This window comes from Roseovarius sp. THAF8, assembly GCF_009363735.1.
GTDB lineage: Bacteria > Pseudomonadota > Alphaproteobacteria > Rhodobacterales > Rhodobacteraceae > Roseovarius.
In genome coordinates, this window is record NZ_CP045410.1 from 1,959,272 (window position 1) to 1,983,531 (window position 24,260).

The following is a 24,260-nucleotide window of genomic DNA, read 5'->3' on the forward strand; positions in this document are numbered from 1 at the left end:
TGGGGTGAGCGTCGAAACCCCGTTTCGGCGCGAGGGGCGAAGCCCCTCACCCAATCAAACCTGCGCGGCGCAGCCGCACAATTGAGCTATCCGATCACACCGCGCGGCCCGTCGCCGACCTGCCCGCGATGCAACAGCAGGTGATCGAGCACGACACAGGCCATCATCGCCTCGGCCACCGGCACCGCGCGGATGCCGACGCAGGGGTCGTGCCGCCCCTTGGTGACCACTTCGGTCGCGCTGCCATCCATCCGGATCGACCAGCGCGGCGTCAGGATCGAGCTGGTGGGCTTGACGGCAAAGCGCACCACGATGTCCTGCCCGGTAGAGATCCCGCCCAGGATGCCACCCGCATGGTTGCTGCCGTATTCCGGGCCATTCTCGCCCATGAAAATCTCGTCGGCATTGTCGACGCCGGTCAGCCGCGCCGCCGCCATGCCTTCGCCGATCTCCACGCCCTTGACGGCATTGATGCTCATCATCGCGGCGGCCAGATCCGTATCCAGCTTGCCATAGACCGGCGCCCCAAGCCCGGCGGGCGCCCCGCGGCACACCACCTCGATCTCGGCGCCGACCGAGTTCTGCGCCTTGCGGATCCCTTGCAGGTAATCTTCCCACACCGGCACCGCCCCGGCGTCCGGCAGGAAGAAATCGTTGCGGTCGATCTGGTCCCAGTCGATCTGGTCGGGGTCGATCGTGACCTCGCCCATCCGCGTCATGTAACCCTTCACCTGAAGCCCCGGCGCAAGGCTTGCCAGCGCGGCCCGCGCCAGCCCGCCTGCAGCCACCCGCGCGGCCGTCTCGCGCGCAGAACTGCGCCCGCCTCCGCGATAGTCGCGGATCCCGTATTTCTGGTGATAGGTGATGTCGGCATGGCCGGGCCGGAAGGTCTGGGCGATCTCGCCGTAGTCCTTGGACCGCTGATCGGTATTCTCGATCATCAGCTGCACCGGCGTTCCCGTGGTCTGCCCTTCGAACACCCCCGACAGGATCTTCACCGCATCGGGTTCCTTGCGCTGCGTGGTGTGCTTGCTCTGCCCCGGGCGGCGCTTGTCGAGGAACTGCTGCAAAAACGCCTCGTCCACGGCGATGCCCGGCGGGCAACCATCCACGGTCGCGCCAAGGGCGGGCCCGTGACTTTCGCCCCAGGTGGTGACGCGAAACAGATGTCCGAACGTATTGAGGCTCATGCGGCTCCTCCTTTGGCGCCTGATCTACCCGTGCGCCCCTGCCGTCTCAAGCGAATTCGCGGCGCATGGCACAGCGCCCCCGGGGCGCGTCGCCGATTTACAATCCGCCATGGCGCCTCATAGTAGGGCAGGCCATTGAAGCCGTCCGCCCAGCAGACCAAGGAACGCCCCCATGACGGGCAAGACCCGAAAGTGCCGCCTGCGCCAGTTGGCCCGCGACACCCGCGCCGGCCTGATGGACCGCCGCGAATTCATCGCGCTTGCCTCGACCCTGGGGGCCAGTGCCGCCACCGCCCATGGCCTGCTGGGTGCATCGCGCCCCGCCCTGGCACAGCAGGGGGAGGGGCGCAAAGGCGGCGTTCTGCGCGTGGCGATGCGCGTGCTCGACATCACCGACCCGCGCAAGTTCGACTGGACCGAGAAAGGCAATCTCGCCCGCCAGTTCTGCGAGCCGCTGGTGCGCTGGAATGCCGACTACAGTTTCTCCGGCCTCCTGCTGAAGAGCTGGGACGTGTCCGACGACGCGCGCACCTACACGCTCCACCTGCGCCGGGACGTGACCTGGAACAACGGCGACGATTTCACCGCCGAGGACGTCGTTCACAACATCATCCGGTGGTGCGACACCTCGGTCGAAGGCAACGCGATGGCGGCCCCCATGGCCGCGCTGATCGACAGCGACACGGGCCGGCTGGCCGATGGCGTGATGGCGCAGCTCGATGACCACACCATAAGGTTGACCCTGCCCCGCCCCGACATCTCGCTGATTGCCGGCATGGCGGACTATCCCGCCCTGATCGTGCACCGCAGCCAGGGTGACGACAGCGACCTGGCGCAAAGCCCCATCGGCACGGGCCCGTTCGAACTGGTCTCGCTCGATGCCGGCGCGGGGGCCGAGGTGAAGCGCCGCGAAAACGGTGCGTGGTGGGGCGGCGAGGCCTATCTCGACGGTATCCGGTTCATCGACCTCGGCACCGACAGCGCGGCCATGGTCACGGCCTTCGACGCGGGCCGGATCGACGTCAACGACGAGACCACCGAGGATATCGCCACTGCGCTGGACGATCTCGACCTCGTCAGAAGCAGTATGCCCACGGCCGCCACCATCGTGGCCCGGATGCGCATGGACACCGCGCCCTACACCTCGAAGGAGTTGCGCAACGCGGTCCAGCTGGCAGTGGACAACGACCTTGTCCTGCAACTGGGCATCGACGGCGATGGTCTCGTCGCCCAGAACCATCACGTGGCGCCATTTCATCCCGAGTATGCCGCGATCCCCGCGAAGGCGACCGATCCCGCCGCGGCCATCGAGATGGCCCGCGCCGCCGGGCACGGCGACACCGAACTGGAGCTCATCTCGGTCGACGGCGACTGGCGCACCGCGACCGCCGACGCCATCGGCGCGATGCTGTCCGAGGCGAGCTTCAACATCAAACGCAGGGTGGTCCCCTTGTCGTCCTTCTGGAACGACTGGACGCGATACCCGTTCTCGACCACCAACTGGGCCCCCCGCCCGCTGGGCGTGCAGGTTCTGGCGCTCGCGTACAGATCGGGCGCGGCGTGGAACGAGACCGCGCATTCCGACCCGGACTTCGACGCCATCCTCGACCAGGCGCTCGGGGTCTTCGACGCGCGGAAACGGCGCGAGTACTCCGCCATTCTGCAGACCCGCCTGCGCGACAGCGGCGTGATCGTCCAGCCGTTCTGGCGCAATCAGACCAAGCATTTCGCAAAGCATGTGAAGAACGACCATGTGCACCAGGCGCGTGAAATGCAGTTCGAGACCGTCTGGCTCGACACCTGAGCGCTCCTTGAGCGTCGCGCGCGCCTCGGCGACGTTCCGAAGCTCGAAACTTTTTTTCGAGTCGCGCCCACCGCTTAGCCGAAACCGCGGGAAAAACGAATCGCCGACGATTGACCGAAACGAATCGCTTCGCCTATACCTTGTAAAACTGCATTCCAACGCACGGGGACAGGGACTTGACCCGTGCCGGCATCGGGGGACGCCGTGTTGCGGACGGCACTGAGGCACATTTTCATAACGGCACCGCGCACCCACGCGGCGGAAGCGGCATGATCCGGCCCGCGACCATGTGGTCAGGCGATACCGCCTTGGTCACGCGCCGCGGCAACATCCAACCACCATGCGAATTCGCCGCGATCCACATATCGCGGCACACCACGACCGGACGGGAAGAAACACACCCGGCGCGGTGATCCTACAACGCGGCAGGAGGGAATGAGGGGCCGAACCAACGGCCCCCTTTCTTTTGCGCCCCTCACCCTTTGGGGTCACTGGACAGAACCCCGCCGTGGTGCCACGTTTGATCAAATCCGCGACTCAGTGACGGGGGCTCCCATGAAAGACGACAATTTCCTGCGCGAGATGAACGCACGCCACCTGTGGCATCCCATGGGCCATCCCGGCGAGCAGCAACAGAACGCGCCCACCATCATCAAGAGCGCCGAGGGTGTCGAGATCACCGATATCGACGGGCACCGCGTGGTGGATGCCGTGGGCGGGCTGTGGTGTACGAACCTTGGCTATTCCAACGACGCCATCAAGCAGGCCATTTCCGATCAGCTGTGGCAATTGCCCTATTACTCGGCCTTCGCCGGCACCTCGAACCCGCCCGCGATCGAGGCCTCCTATGCCGTGCAGGAATTCTTCGCCGAGGACGGCATGGCCCGCGTCTTTTTTACCTCCGGCGGGTCCGACGCGGTCGACACGGCCCTGCGCATGGCCCGTCAGTACCACCGCCTGCGGGGCGAGCCTACGCGCACCAAGTTCCTGTCGCTGAAAAAGGGCTATCACGGAACCCACTGGGGCGGCGCGTCGGTGAACGGCAACAACCGCTTCCGCATCACCTACGAGCCGCTTTTGCCCGGCTGTTTCCACCTGCCCAGCCCCTACACCTATCGCAACCCCTACCATGAGACCGACCCGGCCAAGCTCGCCGAGAAAATCGCCGCCGCCATGGTGGACGAGATCGAGTTTCAGGACCCCAGCACCATCGCCGCCTTCATCATGGAGCCGATCCAGGGCGCCGGCGGCGTCATCGTGCCAGACGCCAGCTTCATGAAGCACATGCGAGATATCTGCGACCGCTATGGCATCCTCATGATCTCGGACGAGGTGATCTGCGGCTTCGGACGCACCGGCGACTGGTCGGGGGCCCGCCACTGGGGCGTGAAGCCCGACATGATGACCGTCGCCAAGGGCATCACCAGCGCCTATTTCCCCGTGGGCGGCGTGTTGCTGAGCGACAAGGTCGCGGACGTGTTCGAGACCGCCGACGCCAGTGGCGCGATCTGGACCGGCTATACCTATTCTGCACATCCCGTGGGCGCCGCCGCCGTTGTGGCCTGCCTGTCCGAGACGACGCGGCTGGACACCAAGACGAACGCCGCAGAGCGCGGGACACAGCTGTTCGAGGGCGTGCAGCGCCTGATGGAGAAATACGACATCATCGGCGATGTCCGCGGCGGCCACGGCCTGATGACCGGGATCGAACTGGTCAGCGACAGGTCCGCGAAAACGCCGATGGACGCGGCGACCGTCAAGAAGGTCCACCAGGCCACGTACGAGGCCGGCGCGATGGTGAGGATCGGCGGCAACAACCTTCTGATGTCACCGCCCCTGATCATCACGGAAGCCGAAATCGACCAGGTTCTTTCCGCGCTGGACACGGGCTTTGCGGCAGCCTGACCCAAGCGTGCAGGCCAGCGCCTGCCGTAAGCTGCACCTGCCGCCTTGCCGGCGCCATTCGCACAGGTTCCGTCGCCTGCTGCGCCCTCTGGTCGCAACCAGCGGAAATCCGCGGTTTTTGCCCTAGGTCTGTGACAACACAGCCAGGGCGGCCTGCAAGCATGTAGGCATCGCGAGGACAATGGACACACTCATACTTTCGCGCATCCAGTTCGGCGCAAACATTTCCTTCCACATCCTGTTCCCCACGATCACGATCGCCTTGGGATGGGTGCTGCTGTACTTCAAGCTCAGATATACGCGCAGCGGGGAAGACCGCTGGATGGACGCCTATCGCTTCTGGGTCAAGGTCTTCGCCCTCAGCTTCGGTCTGGGCGTCGTGTCCGGTATCACGATGTCCTTCCAGTTCGGCACCAACTGGCCCGGCTTCATGGAAACCGTGGGCAACATCGCCGGACCTCTGCTGGCCTACGAAGTGATGACCGCCTTCTTCCTCGAGGCGGTGTTCCTGGGCATCATGCTGTTCGGCATGTCGCGCGTGCCCGGATGGTTGCACACGCTGGCCACGTTCCTGGTGGCCTTCGGCACCACGATGTCGGCCTTCTGGATCCTGGTTCTGTCAAGCTGGATGCATACCCCCGCCGGGTTCGAGCTTCGCGAAGGCGTGGCCCATGCAACCGACTGGTGGGCAATCATCTTCAACCCGTCGATGCCCTATCGCGTCGTGCACATGCTTCTTGCCTCGGGATTGACGGTCGCCTTTCTGCTGGCCGGTATCTCCGCCTATCGCTGGTTGCGCGGGGACCGGGCCGGGGACGTGCGTACCGCCGTGGTCACGGGGATCGGGCTGGGTGCCCTGCTGATCCCCTTGCAGATCCTTGCCGGCGACTTTCACGGCCTCAACACGCTTGAACACCAGCCCGCGAAAGTCGCCGCGATGGAGGCCAACTGGGAGACCGGGCCGAACGTCCCTCTCGTGCTGTTCGCCATCCCCGACGAGACGGCGCGCGAGAACCACTACGAGATCGCCATCCCGAACCTTGCCTCTCTTATCCTGACGCATCACGCGGATGGCGTCGTTCCCGGTCTCGACGACTTCGTCACCGACGACGGCGGGAAAACCCACCCGCCTGTCGCGCCCGTCTTCTATGCCTTCCGCGTCATGGTCGGCACCGGCCTCACGATGCTGGTGCTCAGCTGGTCCGCGGCCGCCTTCATGATCTATCGGCGTCGCGGTCCCGAGGGACTGCCGAAACCGCTCCTCTGGGCGCTGGTCCCGATGACCTTCTCCGGCTGGATTGCAACCCTCGCCGGCTGGTACACGACCGAGATCGGCCGGCAGCCCTGGCTAGTGACGGGCGTCATGACGACCGAGCAGGCAGTGGCGGATGTCCCCAGCCCGATGGTCGCCACGACGCTGGCAGTCTACCTGACGGTCTATGTCGCGCTTCTGGTCGCCTATATCGGCGTGCTGTTCTACCTCGCCCGGAACGGCCAATATGCGAAGAAACGCGGCCGGCCCGACGTGCCCGGCATGAACCCGACCCCGGCGGAGTAGCCCCCATGGACGCTTTCGGAGACCCGGCAACCTGGCTGCCCTTCACCTTCGCAGGCCTGATGGGGCTTTCTATCCTGGTATATGTCTGCCTGGATGGCTTCGACCTGGGCCTCGGCGTGTTGTTCCCCTTTGCCACGGACACCGAGAAGGACAGGATGGTGGCCTCGATCGGGCCGTTCTGGGACGCCAATGAAACCTGGCTGGTGCTGGCCATCGGGATCCTGCTGGTCGCGTTCCCCGCCGCCCACGGGGTCATGCTGACGGCACTCTACCTGCCGGTCGCGGTGATGCTGGTGGGGCTCATCCTGCGCGGCGTGGCGTTCGAGTTTCGCGCCAAGGCGCCGGCGCGGCGCAAGCGGCTCTGGGACCTGTCGTTCTTCTGGGGCAGCCTCATGGCCTCGCTGTCGCAGGGCTTCATGCTGGGTCTTTACGTCATGGGCCTTGTGATCAGCCCGTTTACCCTGATCTTCGCCGCGACGACCGCGGTTTTTCTGACGGTGGCCTATTCCTTCATCGGGGCCACGTGGATGATCCTCAAGGCCGAAGGCGACCTTCAGGTCAAGGCAATCCACTGGGCCCGACGCGGGATCTGGGGTGTCGTGCTCGGGCTCGGGGCGGTGTCGCTGGGCTCGCCCTATGTCAGCGCCCGCATCTTCGAAAAATGGTTCTCTTTCCCCGAGCTTTACCTGCTTGCGCCGTTGCCACTTGTTTCCGCGGGACTGCTCCTGGCGCTGTGGTGGGTCCTCAGAACGCTTCCCAGGGAAAACGACGCGCTTTCGTTCCTGCCATTCAGCCTCACGATTGCGCTCTTCACGCTCGGCTTCGTCGGCATGGCGTATTCGTTCTATCCCTACGTCGTGCCCGAGCGGCTGACCCTCTACGAGTCGGCCAGCGCACCGGAAAGCCTGATGATCATCCTGGTCGGCACCCTGCTCGTGCTGCCGATGATCATCGGATACACTGTTCTGTCCTACGTGGTTTTTCGCGGCAAGGCGACCGATCTGCGCTACGACTGACCCGGACATGCCGACGGTCCGGAACCGTCGGCGCCGAGCTGCAAAGCGTGCCGCGACAGGTCAGCCGAACCGCTTCCACGCATCCTGCATCGCCTTGGACATGTCGTCCCACGCCTTGTCCGCCCCAGCCTTGATGTCATTCCAGGCCGCCGACTGGTTCTTCTGCAACTCGCTCAACTTTTCCTGAAGTTCATCGCGGCGGCTGCGCAGATCCTTGAGTTGTCGCTCGTACTCGATCTGGGAATCGGCCTGCGCCTTCTCGGCCTGCGCCCGCAGCTTGTCGATATTGGCCTGCCATTCCTTCATCTGGGCCTCTAGCTTCTTGGTGTAGGCGTCCTTGTCCGTCATGTTGGTCGATCCTCCCATTCAGTGCGGTCAATGACCGTGAGACTCGGACTATAGCACGGATCGGGCGTGCGTGCCGACAGGCCGCAAACATCCAAGGCCAGCATTGAAATCCGCCCCCGTTTGCGCCCATATGGGCCCATCGGAACAGGAGCCAAGCCATGGACATTCGCCCCCTGACCAAGGAATTCGCGGTCTCGCCACAGATCGATGCGGCCCACATCAAGGAGATCGCCGGCGCGGGGTTCCAATCCATCCTGTGCAACCGCCCCGATGGCGAAGAATTCGGCCAGCCCGAATTCGAGGCAATCGAGCAGGCGGCGAAGGCCGAGGGCCTGGAAATCCGCAGCATTCCGATCATCTCAGGCATGATCACCCCCGAAGCGCTGGCCGAATTCGACGCGGCGCTCAAGGACCTGCCCAAGCCCATCCTGGCCTATTGCCGAAGCGGGACGCGCTGCACCATGCTTTGGGCCGCGGTCGAACACGGTCGTCGCGACGACAGCGAGATCATCGACCGCGCCGCCAAGGCGGGATACGACGTGGCCCCGCTGGTGCGCCAGATGCAGGCGCGATGACCCGCTGGATCGCGCTCGTTCCCGATAACGCCGGCCAGTGCGGATACCTTGTCGAGGGCGACCGCGTCCTGAGACATGCCACCGGATCCTCCGAGGAGGCGGTGCTGGCAGAGCTTGGCGACGCACCGCGCATGGTACGGCTGGGGGACGGACCTCCCGATCGGTTGCCCACCGGCATCCTGCCGAAGACCGGCGATACCCTGAGCGCGCTCGAACAGGCCACCCCGCCCGACATCATCAGCGCCAGCGTGCGTCTGTGGATCGCCGGTGCGCTGGCAAGCCGCGTGCATTGGGACGGCGTGATATGCGCCACGCAATCCGACGTGACGCACTGGATCCACATCAGCGCCGGCGAAGCGGTCAGCGTCCAGACGGTTCTCACCCCACGCCTCGTGACCGCGCTCGGCGGTACCGCATCAGCCGATCCCGATGCACTTGCAGACACGCTGAGCCGGCCAGAGCGCCTTGCCGCGCATCTGCGTCAGGCGGAAATCTCGGGCGACCGCGCGGCGCTGACAGGTCATCTTCTGGGCGCTGAACTGGCCGCCACCCGACCCTATTGGCTGGGACAGGAAGTGTTGGTGATCTCTGCCAAACCTGCGCCACACATGACCGCCCTTGCCGCACAAGGGGTGCCTGCCACAGCGCTGGCGCCCGGCGATCTCGTCGCATCCGGGCTTGCGGCGTTGAGCCGCGCGCTGGGGCTGACAGACGGCTAAGATGCCGACGCGCTGGCGCCGCTCCGGTGGCGGCAGGGGCCGAACGCGGCGGCCAGCCCCAGGATGGCCCCCGAAACTGTCGCGATCATGCCTGCCGCGCTGACCGCATCGTCAAATCCCAACCAGAGCGGGCCGTAGCCTGCCAGCACGTAGCCCAACACCGCCGAGACCACGGCGAAACCGACCGACCATGCCACCTGCGCCTCAAGGCCGTTGGTGACCATCCGTGCGGCCGCGGGCGGGCAGATGAACATGGCGATCACGATGATCGAGCCGACCGCGTCGAACGCCGCGACCGCCGCGATGGCTGCTACCACGACCAGTCCCAACCCGATCAGGCTGACGGGCAGGCCCATCGTGCGGGCAAACCCTTCGTCGAAGGTCGACAGTTTCAGCGGTCGCCAGAAAACCCATGTCAGCGCGATCACCAGCACCAGGGTCAGGGCCATCCGGGACAACTCGGGCGGAAGGCCCCGCAACGCGCCGATGTCCCAAAGCGACGCCCAACCCTGCGCATCCAGCCAGATCAGGCTTTCAAGATTGCCATAAAGCGCGTGTTCGACATCAAGATGGACCGAAGAGGTGTCCGACTGTTCCAGCAACAGGACACCGCCTGCGAACATCGCTGTAAACACCACGCCCATCGCCGCGCCCGGCTCGATCCCGCCCAGCCGCCTGATCGCCTCGATCAGGCCGACCGCCACAAGCGATGCGCCGCCCGCGCCCAGCATCATGGGCCAGGCCGAGACCACGCCGGTCACCAGGAAGGCCACCACGATCCCCGGCAGAACCACGTGACTGATTGCATCGCCGATCAGCGCCTGTCGCCGCAGCAACAGGAAATTGCCGGGTATCGCGCAGGCCACGGCGGCAAAGATGCCGATCAGCATCGGCGCCAGGGACAGAACAACGAATTCCTCGCCCATCACGACACTCCCTTCGGCCGCAACTCGCGGTCCAGCGCACCCAGCTGATCCGGCGTCAGGACATCGTCCAGCGGTGTCAGCCCGTCATAGCTTGCCGCCGCTTCCTCATAGGCCGGGTTCGAGCGCAACACCTGCCAGCGCCGCTCGTCGCGCAGGGCCTGTGCCGCTTGCGCCTGTCCCAGCTCGGTCGCCACGCCATCCGCCCGGATCAGCCCCCGGCGCTGCATCAGGCGCAGCGTCAGGCCCTCGTAGATCAGTTGCCCCTGGGCGAGGGCCAGCAAGCCCTGCCGCTCATGGACCCGCACCCGGAACCGCTGATGTTTCAGAACCGCGGCAAGAACGCCGCGATTGGGCGCCGCGAACAGGGACAGGGTGAACAGGGCGAAGGACACCAGGACGATGATCGGTCCCGTGGGCAGTGCCGGCGCCGTGGCCGAGAATGCCGCGCCCGCGTAACCGGACAGCCCGCCGATCACGCCGGCCAGGATCACGACCCGTCCGACCCGGTCGGTCCAGAACCGTGCCGCGACCGCCGGAATGATCAGCAGCGCGACAATCAGGATCAATCCCACGACCTTCAGGCCCACGACGGTGATCGCCAGCGCCAGGCCCATCATCGCCAGCTCGACCCGCGGAACATTGACCCCCAGGCTCGCCGCGAACACGCGGTCGAACGCAACCATCGTCATGGGCCGCCGGAGCGCGGCAACCAGCAGCAGCACGATTGCGCCGCCGGACGCGATCACCACCGCGTCCTGCCGCAACATTCCTGCCGTCGACCCCAGCAGAAAGCTCTCCAACCCCGCCTGCCGCCCGGAACTCATCGACTGGATCACCGTCAGAAGAACGATACCGAACCCGAAGAACACCGACAGGACGGCGCCGATCGCCGCATCCTCCGACAGCCGCGTCCTGTTGGTCAGGGCGCTGACGCACAAGAGGCCGACCGCCGCCGAAAGGGCCGATCCCGCCAGAAGGCCCGGCAGCGCCCTGCCGTCTCCGCCCAGTGCCACCATCGCGACGAAGGCAAGCGCGACGCCTGGAAGGGTCGCATGGCTGATCGCGTCACTGACCAGCGCCCTTTTGCCCAGAAACAGGAACGTGCCCGTGGCGCCGGCGGCCATGCCAAGCAAGGCGGCGCCAAGCGTCACGAGCGTGGCGTTGTATCCAAGTTGCAGCGTCAGTGCGTCCCAAACCATCGCGAATTATCCCAAGGCGCCCATCTGGGCCGTGGCCAACCGTCCGCCATACGCCTCCTGAAGGTTGGCGCGGGTAAAGGCATCGGCCACCGACCCTTCGGCAATCTTGCTGGTGCTGATGACGAAGACGCGGTCGAAATACTCGGTGACCGTCGACAGGTCGTGATGCACCGCGACCACCGTCTTGCCCAGTCCGCGCAGGTCCTTCAGCACGGAGATTATCGCCGTCTCGGTCGCGGCATCGACCCCCGCGAAAGGCTCGTCCAGAAGATAGAGGTCCGCATCCTGCGCCAGGGCTCGCGCCAGGAACACCCGCTGTTGCTGACCGCCGGACAATTGCCCGATCTGCCTGTCCGCAAAGCCGTCCATACCCACGCGCTCGAGACAGTGCAGCGCGGCTTGCATGTGCTTGGTTCTTATCCGCCCCAGCAGGCCGAGGTCCCGGTATTGGCCCATCAACACCACGTCCAGAACCCGCGCGGGGAAATCCCAGTCCACGCTGGCCCGTTGCGGCACATAGGCGATCCGGGCCCGCATCTTTTCGAGCGCCTCGCCCCACGCCGTGACCCGCCCGGAGACTGGCTTGACGATCCCCAGCGCGGCCTTCAGCATCGTCGACTTGCCCGCGCCGTTCGGCCCGATGATGGCCGTCATCGCGCCTTGCTGAAACGTCGCATCCAGGGAAAACACGGCAGGCTTTTCCCCGTAGGACACGGTCAGGCCACGCACCGCGAGCGGGCTCGCCGCCAGCGCATCGCGATCCTCGCGCTCGGCCTCGGTCGTTACCACCTTCACGGTCACCGCCTCAGCTCCCTTCCGCCAGCTTGCCCTGCATGCCGCGGTCTGGCACCTCGCCGCCCAGCGCCTGGGCAATGGTCGTGACATTGTGGTCGATCATCCCGATATAGGTGCCGGTATACGTGCCCGGCGCACCCATCGCGTCGGAATAGAGTTCACCCCCGATCTTCACCTCGTGGCCCTGCGCCGCCGCCCCTTCGATCAGGGCGCGCACGTTGCGGTCGCTGACGGAGGTTTCGACAAACACCGCCCCGATGCCGCGTTCCACCAGCATATCGGCCAATGTCCTGATCCGGTTCAGCCCGGCCTCCGACTCCGTGGAGATGCCCTGAATCCCGACGACTTCGAAATCATAGGCCTCGCCGAAATAGCCAAAGGCGTCATGCGCGCTCAACAGGACGCGAGCAGAAGACGGCACCGTCTCCAGCACGCGGTGCGCATAGGACGCCAGGGCGTCCAGTTCCTTCAGGTAGGCGGCTGCGTTCGCCGCGAATTGATCGGCGTGATCCGGCGCCACATCGCTCAACGCGTCACGGACGCCATTCACCACGTAAGCCCAAAGTTCGGGCACCATCCAGACATGCGGGTCGAACTTGTCGGCGTAATCCTCATGCGCGATCCGCCGGTCCCGCGGCACGCTTTCGCCCACCGGCACCGCGGTCCCGCGTTCGTCCAGCTTCAGCAGGAACTCCTCCATTTGCGCCTCGAGGTACAACCCGTGCCAAAGAACCACGTCGGCGCGCAGGGCGGCCTGGATGTCGGTTCGGGTCTGGCGATAGGAATGCGGATCGATACCCGGACCCATCAGCGCCGTGACCTCCACGAGGTCGCCTCCGACACGCCGCGCGGCGTCGGCGATCATCCCGGTTGTGGCAACCACTGACAGAGCCGCGCCTTGCGCCCGCAGCGGCGTCCCGGCCAGAGCAGCGGCAGACAGCGAGGTGATCAACAGATTTCGGCGAGACAATTGCATGATTTCAGGACTCTCTTTGAGGCGCTTAAAATGATTATGCAAGTCATTCTCAAAAAGTCAACCCGGTGCGGTGCCCCAATCCGCCGCGACGGGAACGGAAAATAGCGAAAACGCGGACTGTAAGTGTCACGTCTTGCGCTGTAATAGCGGATCGGCAAGATTTCGGTTTCGACTGAACGATCCTTAATGGTGAAAATAAGGTAAGGCGACATGATCACACCAGTGCTTTTGTGCGGCGGGTCCGGGACACGGCTTTGGCCGCTCAGCCGGAAATCCTACCCGAAACAATTTGCGCCGGTCTGGGATCAGGGCACGCTTTTCCAGCGGACAGCGCAGCGTCTGTCGGGCCGGGATTACACCGCGCCCCTGGTGATCACCGCATCCGATTTTCGCTTCATTGTCGCGGAGCAGTTGCAGGAGGTCGGCATAGATCCCGGCACGATCATGCTGGAACCCGATGGGCGCAACACCGTTCCGGCCATCCTTGCCGCCGCGCTTTACCTGTCGAAACAGGACCCGGACGCCCTGATGCTCGTCGCGCCGTGCGATCACGCGTTCAACGACGCGGAGGCCTTTCGCGCCACCGTGCAAGCCGGCGTGCCTGCCGCGCTCAAGGGCGATCTGGTCACGTTCGGCATCACCCCCAGCTATGCCGAAACCGGCTACGGCTATCTCCAGCTTGCCGCAGAGCCGGACGGCACCACCCCCGTGGCCCTTTCGCGGTTCGTCGAAAAACCTGATGCCGCGCGGGCAGCCGAGATGGTGGCCGATGGACGTCACCTGTGGAACGGCGGGATCTTCCTGTTCCGCGCCAGCGATATCCTGACAGCCTTCGACGCCAGTGCGCCGACTCTCGTGGAACCCGTTCGCGCGGCACTGGAGGGCGCACAGCCCGACCTTGGCTTCCTTCGCCTCGCGCCCGAGCCCTGGGCGCGCGCCGAGGACATCTCGATCGACTTCGCTGTCATGGAACGCTCGAAGAACCTGTCGGTGGTTCCGCTGTCGCACGGCTGGTCGGACCTTGGCGGCTGGGACGCGATATGGCGCGAAAGCCCACAGGATGAAAAAGGTGTCGCCACCAGTGGCCCCGCCACGGCATTGGAGTGCGAAAACACGCTTCTGCGTTCTGAATCCGACAGGCTCGAACTGGTCGGCATCGGTCTCAAGGATATCGTGGCCGTCGCCATGCCCGATGCCGTCCTGGTGGCACACGCCTCGCAGGCTCAAAGTGTGAAGAAAGCCGTCGACGCGCTGAAGAAAAAGTCCGCCGCGCAAGCAACGCAGTTTCCCAAGGACCACCGCCCTTGGGGCTGGTTCGAAAGCCTCGCGCGTGGCAAGCGATTCCAGGTCAAGCGCATCCACGTGCATCCCGGCGCCGCGCTCAGCCTGCAAAGCCACAACCACCGCTCCGAACACTGGATCGTGGTCCAGGGCACCGCCAAGGTGACGATCGACGGCAAGGAAGAGCTGATCACGGAAAACCAGTCGGTCTACATCCCGCTTGGCGCGGTCCACCGGATGGAAAACCCCGGCAAGGTGCCAATGGTCCTGATCGAGGTTCAAACCGGCAGCTACCTGGGCGAAGATGACATCATCCGCTACGAGGACGTATATGCGCGGTCATAGGCCCGTAGCGGCCGTCTTTACCGCTGCAAAGGTGCCATCGTCGCGTCGTGACATCGTCCCGATCGGCTGATACTACCGGAACGATTTCAAGCGGAGGCGCGCCTGTGAACATCACCGAAACTGCCTTGCCGGGCGTATTGCTGCTCGAGCCGGCCCGCTTCGGCGACTCGCGCGGCTTCTTCAGTGAAAGCTGGAGTCGCAAGACGCTGGCGGCCCATGGAATCGAAATCGACTTCGTTCAGGACAACCATTCGCTGTCAGAGCAGGCCGACACGGTGCGCGGTCTGCATTTTCAGTCACCCCCCCACGCCCAAGCCAAACTGGTGCGCTGCGGGCGCGGGCGGCTGTTCGATGTGGTCGTCGACATCCGCAAGGGCAGCCCCACCTACGGGCAATGGCTGGGCTACGACCTCAGCTTCGAGAACGGCCTGCAGCTTCTGATCCCCGAAGGCTTCCTGCACGGGTTCGCCACGCGCGAACCCGCCACCGAAATCGTCTACAAATGCGGCGATTACTATGCGCCCGAATGCGATGGCGCGGTGTTCTTCGATGATCCCGATATCGGCATCGACTGGAACCTTTCCGGCGACGCGGTTCTGTCGGAAAAGGACGCGGCCGCGCCGCGCCTGGCCGAGTTCGACAGCCCCTTCGTCTGGACGGGTGCGCCATGAAGCTGCTCGTGACCGGCGGCGCCGGATTCATAGGATCGGCCGTGGTGCGCCTGGCCATCGCGCGCGGCCACGCGGTGGTGAACCTCGATGCCCTGACCTATGCCGCCTGCCTGGACAACGTGGCCCCCGTGGCCTCCGATCCCGGATACAGTTTCGTCAAGGCCGACATCCGCGACCGGCCCGCGCTCGATGCCGCCCTGGCCGAACACCAGCCCGACGCGATCATGCACCTGGCCGCGGAATCCCATGTCGACCGCTCGATCGACGGACCGGGTGCGTTCATCGACACCAATGTCATGGGCACCTACACCCTGCTCGAAGCGTCTCGCGACTATTGGGAGGTCCGGGGCCGCCCCGAGACCTTCCGGTTCCATCACATCTCGACCGACGAGGTCTTTGGCTCGCTCGGTCCGACCGGCATGTTCACCGAGACCACGCCCTACGATCCGCGCTCGCCCTACTCGGCCTCCAAGGCGGCCTCGGACCACCTGGTGCGCGCCTGGCACGAAACCTACAGCTTGCCGGTGGTGCTCACCAACTGTTCCAACAATTACGGCCCCTACCACTTCCCGGAAAAGCTGATCCCGGTGATCATCCTCAACGCGCTGGCCGGCAAGCCGCTGCCGATCTACGGCGACGGATCAAACGTGCGCGACTGGCTTTATGTCGAGGATCACGCCGACGCCCTGCTGACCGTGCTGGCGAAAGGCGTCGTTGGCGAAAGCTACAACATCGGTGGCGAGAACGAGCGCACGAATCTCGAACTGGTCCAGTCTCTCTGCGCGATCCTCGACGACAAGCGCCCGAAGGCCAGCGGCTCCTACGCGGATCAGATCACCTTCGTCACCGACCGCCCCGGCCACGACGCCCGCTATGCCATCGACCCCACGCGCATCCGGCAGGAACTGGGCTGGCGCCCGTCCGTCACCGTCGAAGAAGGGCTGGAGCGGACCGTGCAGTGGTATCTGGACAACGAGGCGTGGTGGCGCGCATTGCAGACCCGCGACGGCGTCGGGCAACGTCTTGGCGCAGGGGGCGTGCGATAGGCCCCGGGACAAACCGTTTGGCAGAACCGCGCGTCAGGGACTATCGACGCGGGGGCCCGTCAGCCGGGTCAACGCAATTGGAGCACGACGGATGAGCACACTTGTTTTCGGCAGCTCGGGCCAGGTGGCAACCGAACTGCGTCTCTCGGCACCCGACGCCAGGTTTCTGGGACGCGACAGCGCAGACCTGGCCGACCCCGCCGCCTGCGCTGCCGCGATCGCCGCGCACCGTCCCGACCTTGTGATCAACGCCGCTGCCTACACCGCCGTCGACCGCGCCGAGGAGGAAGAGGCGCTGGCCCACGTCATCAACGCCGACGCCCCCGGCGCGATGGCGCGCGCGGCGGCGGAGCTGGGCGTGCCCTTCGTTCATATTTCCACCGATTACGTCTTTGCCGGCACCGGCACCGGCACCCGCCCCTGGGCACCCTCCGACGCGACCGCGCCGCAAAACGCCTATGGCCGCACCAAGCTGGCGGGCGAAGAGGCGGTGCGGGCCGCCGGCGGCGTCCACGCCATCCTGCGCACCTCCTGGGTGGTGTCGGCGCACGGGGCGAATTTCGTCAAGACCATGCTGCGCCTCGGGGCCGAGCGGGACGCGCTGACCATCGTCGCCGATCAGGTGGGCGGGCCGACGCCCGCGCGCGACATCGCGACGGCCTGCCTGCGTATCGGCGACGCGCTGCGCCACGATCCTGCGCTGTCGGGCTCCTTCCACTTCTCGGGTGCGCCCGATGTCAGCTGGGCCGATTTCGCCCGCGCGATCTTCGACAAGGCCGGGCTGAACTGCGCGGTCACGGACATCCCCACCGCGGACTATCCGACCCCGGCGGCCCGGCCATTGAACTCGCGGCTGGATTGCACCAGAACCGAAAGCGTATTCGGCCTGTCCCGCCCCGACTGGCGCGACGGCCTCGACGACATTCTGAAGGCCCTGAAGGAGGCGCAAGATGCTTGATCTGACGACGCACCTGCGTGACCGCGGGACCGGCCCGCGCCCGGAGGGATGCGCATGACACGCAAGGGCATCATCCTCGCCGGCGGCTCCGGCACGCGGCTCTACCCGATCACGATGGGCGTCTCGAAACAGCTTCTGCCGATCTATGACAAGCCGATGATCTATTACCCGCTCTCGGTGCTCATGCTGGCCGGTATCCGCGAGATTGCCATCATTACCACGCCCCAGGATCAGGCCCAGTTCATCCGCACGCTGGGGGATGGCGCCCAGTGGGGCCTCAGCCTGACCTATATCGAGCAACCCTCGCCCGACGGGCTGGCCCAGGCCTATATCCTGGCCAGGGATTTCCTCGCCGGCGCCCCGTCTGCGATGGTGTTGGGCGACAACATCTTCTTCGGCCACGGCCTGCCGCAACAACTGGCCGAGGCCAGCGCGATCGAAACCGGCGGCACCGTGTTCGGCTACCGCGTCGCAGACCCCGAGCGGTATGGCGTGGTCGATTTTGCCCCCGACGGCACGGTGAAGACGATCATCGAAAAGCCCGCCAGACCGCCCTCGAACTACGCGGTCACCGGACTTTACTTCCTCGACGGCACCGCCCCCGAACGGGCCGCCAGGGTGCAGCCGTCCGAGCGTGGCGAGCTCGAGATCACGTCGCTTCTGGACATGTACCTCGCCGACGGGCAACTGACCGTCCAGCAAATGGGCCGCGGCTATGCCTGGCTCGATACCGGAACCCACGGCTCGCTTCTCGATGCGGGCAACTTCGTGCGTACGCTGTCGGAACGCCAGGGCCAGCAGGTCGGCTGCCCCGAGGAGATCGCATATGAGCAGGGTTGGATCAACGCCGAGGACCTGGCCCGGCGCGCGCGGCTGTTCGAGAAGACCAATTACGGGGCCTATCTGAAGGGGCTTCTCTGAGCCTCGGAACAATGACCATTCCGGAGGTTGGCGTGTCGCGGGCACCTGGTTTTCAAGGTCTCCTTTGCGGGACGAAGCCGCCGTTCACGACGGAGGCGAGCGTCAGCCCCAGCGCGGAGTCAGGCCGCAGGCCACGCGCCATCGCCGTGCCGCCCCCACGGCCCGGCGATTGGGTGACGTTCGGTGCATCGCTCAATCATGTTTTGGATTTGGCTTGGATAAAGCGCTGCCGACCCCCCGTCGGATCGCCGCGCCGCGGCCCGCCAATGGCGCTCGATACCAGGGTCTCGCAACGACCCATGAACTGCCATCTCCAAGTGTAGTGACCCCCCGCCACAGAACCCGCCTCACGCGCCTGGTGTAACCGCCATGAAAAAGCCCCCGCCAACAGGGGCGGGGGCAAGGTGAGTGCCATGTGTCAGGCCACAGGCACCGGCGGTGTTCTTGAATGTCCTGGGACTGGCTAGTTGGCGCGGTCGGCCATCTCGGCCCGGATCTGCTGCCGGAACACGTCGATGGACACCGGCTTGCCGTCACGCTTGATGCACCAGTAGGTCCAGCCGTTGCAGCTGGGCGCGCCTTCCAGCGCCGCGCCGACCTGGTGAATCGAGCCTTTGACGTCATCGCCCACCAGCGTGCCATCGGCGCGCAGCTTGGCCTTATGACGTCCGTTCATGCTCAAGAGTTCCTCGCCCGGCCGCAACATGCCCCGCTCGATCAGCTGGCCAAACGGCACCCGCGGCTCGGCGCGCTTGCTGGTGCTGACCTGCAACGCCTCGCGGTCGTATTTGCGCACCGAAGACAGCCGTTTCTCGGCCACTTTGCGATAGGCCGCCTCGCGCTCGATCCCGATGAACTCGCGCCCCAGCATCTTGGCGACCGCGCCCGTTGTGCCGGTGCCGAAAAACGGGTCCAGCACCACATCGCCGGGGTTGGTCGTGCCCAGAAGGACCCGGTGCAGCAGGCTCTCGGGCTTCTGCGTCGGATGCGCCTTGTCGCCTTGCTCGTCCTTCAGCCGCTCGTGCCCGGTACAGATCGGCAGCACCCAGTCGCTGCGCATCTGGATGCCTTCGTTCAGCGATTTCAGCGCCTCGTAGTTGAACGTGTATTTCGCCGCCTCGTCCCGGCTCGCCCAGATCAGCGTCTCATGCGCGTTGGTCAGCCGCTTTCCCCGGAAATTCGGCATCGGGTTGGACTTGCGCCACACCACGTCGTTCAGGATCCAGAAACCCGCGTCCTGCAACGCCGCGCCGACGCGGAAGATGTTGTGATAGGACCCGATCACCCAGATCGCGCCATTGGGCTTCAACAGACGCCGCGCGGCCTTCAGCCAGTCGCGAGTGAAGCGGTCATAGACCTCGAAACTGGCGAACTGATCCCACGCGTCATCGACCGCGTCCACCTGGCTGTTGTCCGGCCGGTGCAGGTCGCCACGCAATTGCAGGTTGTAAGGAGGGTCGGCGAATATCAGGTCGACGCTGCCTTCCGGCAGGCCGTTCATGACCTCGATACAATCTCCACCAAGGACAGTATTCAACGGGAGCGTTTCCACGCCCTTCTTGGTCTTTGTCGTCATCTTTTCTGCCTCTGTCCCGGCGCCTTGTTGTGCGCTCTGGTCGTTGACGCCAAGGATGAGTCAAAGCGGATTCGCGGTCAATTTCTTTTTGAATCAGTCGGTTAGGTTTTTTTCTTGATACAAGATATTGTGGACCGGCTTGAACGAACGTCTATGGTGTGGGGTCGGCCCGAGATTTTGCAAAGCGGCCATGTGGCTTTTCGAGCCATACCCTGCGTTGGTCTCCCAACCATAGCCCGGATACTGTTGCGCCAAATCCCACATGATGCGGTCGCGCCTCACTTTTGCCATAATCGAGGCCGCCGAAATCGACAGGCAAACCGCGTCGCCCCTGATGATCGCGCGCCCCTCGCAGGGCATGTCGCGGGGCAGAAGGTTGCCATCGACCAGCGCCAGGCAGGGCGGGCGCGACAGCCCCGCCAGCGCCCGCGTCATTGCCAGATGCGATGCCCGCAGGATGTTGATCTCGTCGATCTCCTCGACACTGGCATGGGCCACCGAAACCTCGGCCACCTCCAGGATCGCGTCGTGCAGAGCCGCGCGTCGCTTCGCCGTCAGCATCTTGGAGTCGTTCAGCCCCTCGGGTATGCGCCCGGGCGCCAGGATCACCGCCGCCGCCGTCACCGGCCCGGCCAGAGGGCCGCGCCCGACCTCGTCCACCCCGGCCACTTGCAACGCGCCAGCGGCCAGCGCCTCGGTCTCGAACTGAAAATGGGGCCCATGCACGGTTATGCTCATGGGCCCTTCAGTAGTCGCGTTTTCATGGAAGGAAAAGAAGGGAGGCGCACGAAGGATGCTTCGAGCCGCGCGCCTCCCCTCACTGCTCGACCGGTATCCGCGCTCTTATTTGCGGTACTTGTCGCTTCTGCGATCGTTGAACCCGTACCGCTCCAGGCACTGGCTGCCATAGATGACGCCGCGCCGGCCGTGCCCGCGTGTCTCCACAGCGCAGCGATGCGGCAGCGCATTGAACCGCGGATAATTTTTCAGCAGGCAATGCCGCCCATACCCGCGCAGCACGCCGCCCCGGACCCGCACGTCGCGGCGGCACTGCTGCGGCAATGCAAACCGATCGCCATGACGCCCACGATGACCATAGCCGTCATGCCCGCGCCGATGCCCGCGATTGTCGTACCGGTCGTACCCGCGGCGATGCCCGTTGTTGAACCGTGGCCCGTGGCCGCCCTGAAGGCGCGTCACCGCGCGGTCGTCGCGGCGCTGGTCGGCGATGGCCGCGCCGATCAGCCCCAGGGCGACCGCCCCCGCCACCCATTTGGCCACGTCCTTGTCACCGGCCTGCGCCGGCGCGGCTGTCATCCCCGTCACGGCGAGCGCCGCCGCCAGGATCAGCGATATGAATGTCCGATGTGTCATGTCAGGTCCTTTCTCTGCTTGAGCCTTGATCGGTCCCCACCCCGGTCATGACGTCACCGTGTCGGCCCGGGTCAGGCGATGCATCAAGGATGGGTCCAGCCCGCCGAGACAGGCAATAACGGCCACCTGCTATCCGATAACACGGCGCAAAAGGCCGTTTCCCGCCAACCCGATATTGAATAGCGGCAGGGATACGCGCATCTTGGCGCCATGAAACGCAAAACCCTTCCCCTCGTCGTGACGCTCGGCCTTGCCACCGCCACGACCGGCGCCGCACAGGCCGCCTGCTATGCCGAGTACAAGGCCAAGCGCGACACCCCGTTCGAGCTCATCTACGAGGTTGCGCAGGTCAGCGGGCCCTGTACCGTCGCCAACGCCACCGCCCAGCTTGGCGCCCGCCTTGCCGGACAGGGCCTGACCTTGCTCAAGGTCCTGTCGGTCCGCGAAGGCTAGCGCAGGGGGCCAGGGGCACGTGCAGGATCTCGACACTTCCATCACCGACACCCGCCGCTCCGGCAACCGGATCGTGCTCTTTGGCGTCGCGGCCATCGTCACCATTCTCGTCGGTGCCGCCATCCTCCTGGTGCTCACGTTGCCCGACGCCAACGCCTTCAACGACAAGGTGGCGCAGATTTTCGCCGAGAACGACGCGCTCACCTCGGACGCCGAGATCAAGCTCCTGGAAATCCTCGCCCTCTCGGGCACCGCCTTTTCCGAAACCCTGGGCAGCTACCGGATGCTCATCCTCGTGCTGCTGATCTTCGCCACGGCCCTCCTCGTGGCCGCGCTGGTCTTCCTGGTGATGCTCGCCGGCATGAATCGCCGCCTCGCGCAGATCGAACATTCCGGCATCCAGGTCAGTTCGCTGCTCATCAGCCGCGAGGAAAACGCCGTCTACCTTAACAACATGGGGTTCAAGCTGACCGATGCGGCGATGGAAACGCTCGCCGTGCTGGCCGAGGCGCGGATGGACGATGACGTGCTCTCGGGCGCCGAGATCGAGGCGGTGATCTCGGGCCGCGCCGCCGACGACTGCGAGGAAGCCGCGGGCGCGACCCGGATCAAGCGCCTGCGCGACACGCTGGGCAACCAGATGGTGTCGGAACTGCTGGTCAAGAACATCGCGCGGCGCGGCTACATGCTGGCCATCGACAAGAAAGTCATCCGGGTGATCTGACGCCGCCCGCGCCCTAGGACGCGTGTTTCGCTTGGCGCGCTACCAAAAGTTGTGGAACTCACCGCACCCCCACTGCGTTCAAGACCTTAACGTTCAAGAACGAAAAACGTCCAGAGGGGGACAGTCATATGACTACGTGGGTTGAACGGATGGGCCTGAAAACCGATCCGGTGATTTTTTCCGTATCCGCAATCTTCACCCTCGTTTTCGTCCTCGCACTGGTCATTGCCCCCGAACCCATCGGCGACGCCTTCGCTGCCGGGCGCGCTTGGATCGTTTCTCACCTGGGGTGGTTCTTCATCCTCGGCGTCAATCTCTGGCTCGGCTTCCTCGTCTGGACGGCCATGAGCCGCCACGGACATATCCGTCTCGGCCCGCGCGATTCGCGCCCCGATTACACCAACCTGTCTTGGTTCACGATGCTCTTCGCCGGCGGCATCGGCACGGTGCTGATGTTCTGGGGCGTGGCCGAACCCATGAGCCATTTCGCCACCCCGCCCCTGCCCGGGGTCGAGCCCTTCTCCCAGGAGGCCGCGCAAGACGCGATCTCCATCGCCACCTACCACCTCGCCCTGCACACCTGGACGATCTTCGCCCTGCCGGGGCTGGCCTTTGCCTATTTCATCAATCGCTACGACCTGCCCGTGCGGGTCAGTTCGGTCTTCTACCCCCTTCTCAAGGATCGGATCTACGGCCCGTGGGGCAAAGCCATCGACATCGCCGCGGTTCTCGGCACGCTCTTCGGCGTCGCGGTCTCGCTCGGCCTCGGCTCGTCCCAGATCGCCGCCGGGCTCGAGGCCCTGTTCGGCTGGGAAAGCGGCGTCATGCTCAAGGTCGCGATCCTCACGGTGCTGACAGCGGTGGCCGTGGTCTCCATCGTCGCGGGCCTCGACAAGGGCGTGAAGCTGCTGTCGAACATCAATATCGGCATGGCCGTGGGCCTGATGATCTTCGTGCTGATCTGCGGCTCGACGCTCTTTTTGCTGCGCGGCATGGTTGAAACCGTCGGGCTTTACCTCGGCAACCTTCCGCGCCTCGCGTTCTGGAACGACATGCTGGCCGATATTGGCCCCGATTCCGACGGCTGGGGCTGGCAGGGCGGCTGGACCGTCTTCTACTGGGCCTGGACCGTGACGTGGTCCCCTTTCATCGGCCTCTTCGTGGCCCGGATCTCGCGCGGGCGCACGATCCGCGAATTCGTCTTCGGGGTCCTTCTGGCGCCCTCGCTCTTCACCCTGATCTGGTTCTCGATCTTCGGCTGGCAGGCGATGGAAATCGACGGCATCGGCGCCGCCGCGCGCGAGGCGCTGGGCGACCAGGCCGGCGCGCTCAGCGATGCGGTGGCCGAGTCGGTGCCGCTCGCCATGTTCGCCTTCTTCGAAAACTTCCCCTTCGCCGACCTCGTACAGGGTATCGCCGTGCTCGTGGTCGCGATTTTCTTCGCAACCTCTTCGGACTCCGCCTCGCTGGTGGTCGACATGCTCTGCACCGGCTCCCCCGATCCCGGCCCGACCCGCCAGCGCGTGTTCTGGGGCGTCTCCGAAGGGCTGGTGGCCACGATGCTGATCGTCCTCGCCGGCGACGCCGGCCTCACCGCCCTGCAACAGGTCATCACCGTTGTCGGCCTGCCGATCTTCTGCCTGGTGTTCCTGATGATACCCGCCCTGATCCTCGGCCTGCGCAACGAGGAGATCGATCACATCACCATCGGCAAGCGTCCCGGTCTGACGAAGTTCTGACGTTGCACGTGCCAACGCACCATAAGCATGTACAGATCGGATGTGCGAGGATATTGCTTATGGCACTCGAGAATGGCGGCTCAGCGGACATAAAAGACGTTTGATCTACAGCCCCGGCGCGGAAACAGGCCGCAGGCCCCGCGCCATCGACGGGCCGCCCC

Annotated in this window: 24 protein-coding genes; 14 read left to right on the forward strand and 10 right to left on the reverse strand. The window is 65.2% G+C overall.

What is annotated here, in order from left to right:
- Positions 1 to 86: 86 nt before the first annotated feature.
- Positions 87 to 1,190: a chorismate synthase gene (gene aroC / locus FIU85_RS09570; RefSeq protein WP_152496728.1), complete on the reverse strand. Its 1,104-nt coding sequence runs from the start codon at positions 1,188 to 1,190 to the stop codon at positions 87 to 89.
- Between the two features lie 172 nt (positions 1,191 to 1,362).
- Here aroC and FIU85_RS09575 point away from each other — a divergent pair, with 172 nt between their 5' ends.
- The 4 genes from FIU85_RS09575 to FIU85_RS09590 all read left to right on the forward strand — a co-directional run bounded on the left by FIU85_RS09575 (position 1,363) and on the right by FIU85_RS09590 (position 7,473).
- The gene (locus FIU85_RS09575) at positions 1,363 to 2,994 is read left to right on the forward strand and encodes an ABC transporter substrate-binding protein (RefSeq protein WP_152496729.1); all 1,632 of its coding nucleotides are present in this window, start codon (positions 1,363 to 1,365) and stop codon (positions 2,992 to 2,994) included.
- 555 nt (positions 2,995 to 3,549) lie between these two features.
- Complete coding sequence (locus FIU85_RS09580) at positions 3,550 to 4,899, forward strand: aminotransferase class III-fold pyridoxal phosphate-dependent enzyme (RefSeq protein ID WP_152496730.1); 1,350 nt, start codon at positions 3,550 to 3,552, stop codon at positions 4,897 to 4,899.
- A 181-nt stretch (positions 4,900 to 5,080) separates the two neighbouring features.
- Entirely contained in the window at positions 5,081 to 6,457 is a 1,377-nt protein-coding gene (locus FIU85_RS09585) for a cytochrome ubiquinol oxidase subunit I (protein ID WP_152496731.1), read from the forward strand.
- A gap of 5 nt (positions 6,458 to 6,462) precedes the next feature.
- The gene (locus FIU85_RS09590; protein WP_152496732.1) at positions 6,463 to 7,473 is read left to right on the forward strand and encodes a cytochrome d ubiquinol oxidase subunit II; all 1,011 of its coding nucleotides are present in this window, start codon (positions 6,463 to 6,465) and stop codon (positions 7,471 to 7,473) included.
- A gap of 60 nt (positions 7,474 to 7,533) precedes the next feature.
- On the opposite strand, the gene FIU85_RS09595 is transcribed toward FIU85_RS09590, so the two are convergent.
- Positions 7,534 to 7,821, reverse strand: a complete 288-nt coding sequence (locus tag FIU85_RS09595) for a hypothetical protein (RefSeq protein WP_152490950.1) — start codon at positions 7,819 to 7,821, stop codon at positions 7,534 to 7,536.
- A gap of 158 nt (positions 7,822 to 7,979) precedes the next feature.
- On the opposite strand from FIU85_RS09595, the gene FIU85_RS09600 reads away from it, so the two are divergent.
- A complete protein-coding gene (locus FIU85_RS09600; RefSeq protein WP_152490949.1) occupies positions 7,980 to 8,396 on the forward strand; it encodes a TIGR01244 family sulfur transferase in 417 nt (138 codons plus the stop codon).
- Positions 8,393 to 9,115, forward strand: a complete 723-nt coding sequence (locus FIU85_RS09605; RefSeq protein ID WP_152496733.1) for a 2-dehydro-3-deoxygalactonokinase — start codon at positions 8,393 to 8,395, stop codon at positions 9,113 to 9,115. Before FIU85_RS09600 ends, FIU85_RS09605 begins: the two co-directional genes overlap by 4 nt.
- Here the strand turns inward: FIU85_RS09605 and FIU85_RS09610 are convergent.
- The 4 genes from FIU85_RS09610 to FIU85_RS09625 are packed head-to-tail and all read right to left on the reverse strand — an operon-like array spanning position 9,112 to position 13,011.
- The gene (locus tag FIU85_RS09610; protein WP_152496734.1) at positions 9,112 to 10,044 is read right to left on the reverse strand and encodes a metal ABC transporter permease; all 933 of its coding nucleotides are present in this window, start codon (positions 10,042 to 10,044) and stop codon (positions 9,112 to 9,114) included. The two genes, FIU85_RS09605 and FIU85_RS09610, sit on opposite strands and share 4 nt — an antisense overlap.
- Positions 10,041 to 11,240 (reverse strand): metal ABC transporter permease, encoded by a 1,200-nt coding sequence (locus FIU85_RS09615; RefSeq protein WP_152496735.1) that lies wholly within the window; start codon positions 11,238 to 11,240, stop codon positions 10,041 to 10,043. Before FIU85_RS09615 ends, FIU85_RS09610 begins: the two co-directional genes overlap by 4 nt.
- Positions 11,241 to 11,246: 6 nt before the next feature.
- On the reverse strand, positions 11,247 to 12,041 hold the full coding sequence (locus FIU85_RS09620) for a metal ABC transporter ATP-binding protein (RefSeq protein ID WP_302849002.1): 795 nt from the start codon (positions 12,039 to 12,041) through the stop codon (positions 11,247 to 11,249).
- A 4-nt stretch (positions 12,042 to 12,045) separates the two neighbouring features.
- A complete protein-coding gene (locus FIU85_RS09625) occupies positions 12,046 to 13,011 on the reverse strand; it encodes a metal ABC transporter solute-binding protein, Zn/Mn family (protein ID WP_152496736.1) in 966 nt (321 codons plus the stop codon).
- A 210-nt stretch (positions 13,012 to 13,221) separates the two neighbouring features.
- On the opposite strand from FIU85_RS09625, the gene FIU85_RS09630 reads away from it, so the two are divergent.
- The 5 genes from FIU85_RS09630 (at position 13,222) to rfbA (ending at position 18,233) form a co-directional block, all read left to right on the forward strand.
- Positions 13,222 to 14,637 (forward strand): mannose-1-phosphate guanylyltransferase/mannose-6-phosphate isomerase, encoded by a 1,416-nt coding sequence (locus FIU85_RS09630; protein ID WP_152496737.1) that lies wholly within the window; start codon positions 13,222 to 13,224, stop codon positions 14,635 to 14,637.
- Between the two features lie 104 nt (positions 14,638 to 14,741).
- Positions 14,742 to 15,308, forward strand: a complete 567-nt coding sequence (gene rfbC, locus FIU85_RS09635; RefSeq protein WP_152496738.1) for a dTDP-4-dehydrorhamnose 3,5-epimerase — start codon at positions 14,742 to 14,744, stop codon at positions 15,306 to 15,308.
- Positions 15,305 to 16,354 carry a dTDP-glucose 4,6-dehydratase gene (rfbB, locus tag FIU85_RS09640; protein WP_152496739.1) on the forward strand — a complete coding sequence of 350 codons (1,050 nt, stop codon included), beginning with the start codon at positions 15,305 to 15,307 and terminating at the stop codon, positions 16,352 to 16,354. The genes rfbC and rfbB overlap by 4 nt, the downstream gene beginning before the upstream one ends.
- A gap of 91 nt (positions 16,355 to 16,445) precedes the next feature.
- Positions 16,446 to 17,312 carry a dTDP-4-dehydrorhamnose reductase gene (rfbD, locus tag FIU85_RS09645; protein WP_152496740.1) on the forward strand — a complete coding sequence of 289 codons (867 nt, stop codon included), beginning with the start codon at positions 16,446 to 16,448 and terminating at the stop codon, positions 17,310 to 17,312.
- A 54-nt stretch (positions 17,313 to 17,366) separates the two neighbouring features.
- Complete coding sequence (rfbA, locus tag FIU85_RS09650; protein WP_152496741.1) at positions 17,367 to 18,233, forward strand: glucose-1-phosphate thymidylyltransferase RfbA; 867 nt, start codon at positions 17,367 to 17,369, stop codon at positions 18,231 to 18,233.
- A gap of 52 nt (positions 18,234 to 18,285) precedes the next feature.
- Here the strand turns inward: rfbA and FIU85_RS22000 are convergent, their stop codons facing one another.
- The 4 genes from FIU85_RS22000 to FIU85_RS09665 all read right to left on the reverse strand — a co-directional run bounded on the left by FIU85_RS22000 (position 18,286) and on the right by FIU85_RS09665 (position 21,183).
- Entirely contained in the window at positions 18,286 to 18,429 is a 144-nt protein-coding gene (locus FIU85_RS22000) for a hypothetical protein (protein ID WP_172978853.1), read from the reverse strand.
- Positions 18,430 to 18,696: 267 nt separating this feature from the next.
- Entirely contained in the window at positions 18,697 to 19,809 is a 1,113-nt protein-coding gene (locus FIU85_RS09655) for a site-specific DNA-methyltransferase (RefSeq protein ID WP_152496742.1), read from the reverse strand.
- 93 nt (positions 19,810 to 19,902) lie between these two features.
- Positions 19,903 to 20,547, reverse strand: coding sequence for a ribonuclease HII (locus FIU85_RS09660; protein ID WP_152496743.1), 645 nt, complete (start codon positions 20,545 to 20,547; stop codon positions 19,903 to 19,905).
- 105 nt (positions 20,548 to 20,652) lie between these two features.
- On the reverse strand, positions 20,653 to 21,183 hold the full coding sequence (locus FIU85_RS09665; protein ID WP_152490936.1) for a hypothetical protein: 531 nt from the start codon (positions 21,181 to 21,183) through the stop codon (positions 20,653 to 20,655).
- A 210-nt stretch (positions 21,184 to 21,393) separates the two neighbouring features.
- On the opposite strand from FIU85_RS09665, the gene FIU85_RS09670 reads away from it, so the two are divergent.
- The 3 genes from FIU85_RS09670 to FIU85_RS09680 all read left to right on the forward strand — a co-directional run bounded on the left by FIU85_RS09670 (position 21,394) and on the right by FIU85_RS09680 (position 24,099).
- A complete protein-coding gene (locus FIU85_RS09670; protein ID WP_152490935.1) occupies positions 21,394 to 21,636 on the forward strand; it encodes a hypothetical protein in 243 nt (80 codons plus the stop codon).
- Positions 21,637 to 21,655: 19 nt separating this feature from the next.
- Complete coding sequence (locus FIU85_RS09675; protein WP_172978854.1) at positions 21,656 to 22,360, forward strand: hypothetical protein; 705 nt, start codon at positions 21,656 to 21,658, stop codon at positions 22,358 to 22,360.
- Positions 22,361 to 22,488: 128 nt separating this feature from the next.
- Positions 22,489 to 24,099, forward strand: a complete 1,611-nt coding sequence (locus FIU85_RS09680) for a BCCT family transporter (protein WP_152490934.1) — start codon at positions 22,489 to 22,491, stop codon at positions 24,097 to 24,099.
- The last annotated feature ends 161 nt before the right edge of the window (positions 24,100 to 24,260 follow it).

Bases quoted from the DNA above. Each gene is read 5' to 3' on its own strand.
- aroC (WP_152496728.1), bottom strand. From the start codon at position 1,190: ATGAGCCTCAATACGTTCGGACATCTGTTTCGCGTCACCACCTGGGGC.
- FIU85_RS09575 (WP_152496729.1), top strand. From the start codon at position 1,363: ATGACGGGCAAGACCCGAAAGTGCCGCCTGCGCCAGTTGGCCCGCGAC.
- FIU85_RS09580 (WP_152496730.1), top strand. From the start codon at position 3,550: ATGAAAGACGACAATTTCCTGCGCGAGATGAACGCACGCCACCTGTGG.
- FIU85_RS09585 (WP_152496731.1), top strand. From the start codon at position 5,081: ATGGACACACTCATACTTTCGCGCATCCAGTTCGGCGCAAACATTTCC.
- FIU85_RS09590 (WP_152496732.1), top strand. From the start codon at position 6,463: ATGGACGCTTTCGGAGACCCGGCAACCTGGCTGCCCTTCACCTTCGCA.
- FIU85_RS09595 (WP_152490950.1), bottom strand. From the start codon at position 7,821: ATGACGGACAAGGACGCCTACACCAAGAAGCTAGAGGCCCAGATGAAG.
- FIU85_RS09600 (WP_152490949.1), top strand. From the start codon at position 7,980: ATGGACATTCGCCCCCTGACCAAGGAATTCGCGGTCTCGCCACAGATC.
- FIU85_RS09605 (WP_152496733.1), top strand. From the start codon at position 8,393: ATGACCCGCTGGATCGCGCTCGTTCCCGATAACGCCGGCCAGTGCGGA.
- FIU85_RS09615 (WP_152496735.1), bottom strand. From the start codon at position 11,240: ATGGTTTGGGACGCACTGACGCTGCAACTTGGATACAACGCCACGCTC.
- FIU85_RS09625 (WP_152496736.1), bottom strand. From the start codon at position 13,011: ATGCAATTGTCTCGCCGAAATCTGTTGATCACCTCGCTGTCTGCCGCT.
- FIU85_RS09630 (WP_152496737.1), top strand. From the start codon at position 13,222: ATGATCACACCAGTGCTTTTGTGCGGCGGGTCCGGGACACGGCTTTGG.
- rfbB (WP_152496739.1), top strand. From the start codon at position 15,305: ATGAAGCTGCTCGTGACCGGCGGCGCCGGATTCATAGGATCGGCCGTG.
- rfbD (WP_152496740.1), top strand. From the start codon at position 16,446: ATGAGCACACTTGTTTTCGGCAGCTCGGGCCAGGTGGCAACCGAACTG.
- rfbA (WP_152496741.1), top strand. From the start codon at position 17,367: ATGACACGCAAGGGCATCATCCTCGCCGGCGGCTCCGGCACGCGGCTC.
- FIU85_RS09655 (WP_152496742.1), bottom strand. From the start codon at position 19,809: ATGACGACAAAGACCAAGAAGGGCGTGGAAACGCTCCCGTTGAATACT.
- FIU85_RS09660 (WP_152496743.1), bottom strand. From the start codon at position 20,547: ATGAGCATAACCGTGCATGGGCCCCATTTTCAGTTCGAGACCGAGGCG.
- FIU85_RS09665 (WP_152490936.1), bottom strand. From the start codon at position 21,183: ATGACACATCGGACATTCATATCGCTGATCCTGGCGGCGGCGCTCGCC.
- FIU85_RS09670 (WP_152490935.1), top strand. From the start codon at position 21,394: ATGAAACGCAAAACCCTTCCCCTCGTCGTGACGCTCGGCCTTGCCACC.
- FIU85_RS09680 (WP_152490934.1), top strand. From the start codon at position 22,489: ATGACTACGTGGGTTGAACGGATGGGCCTGAAAACCGATCCGGTGATT.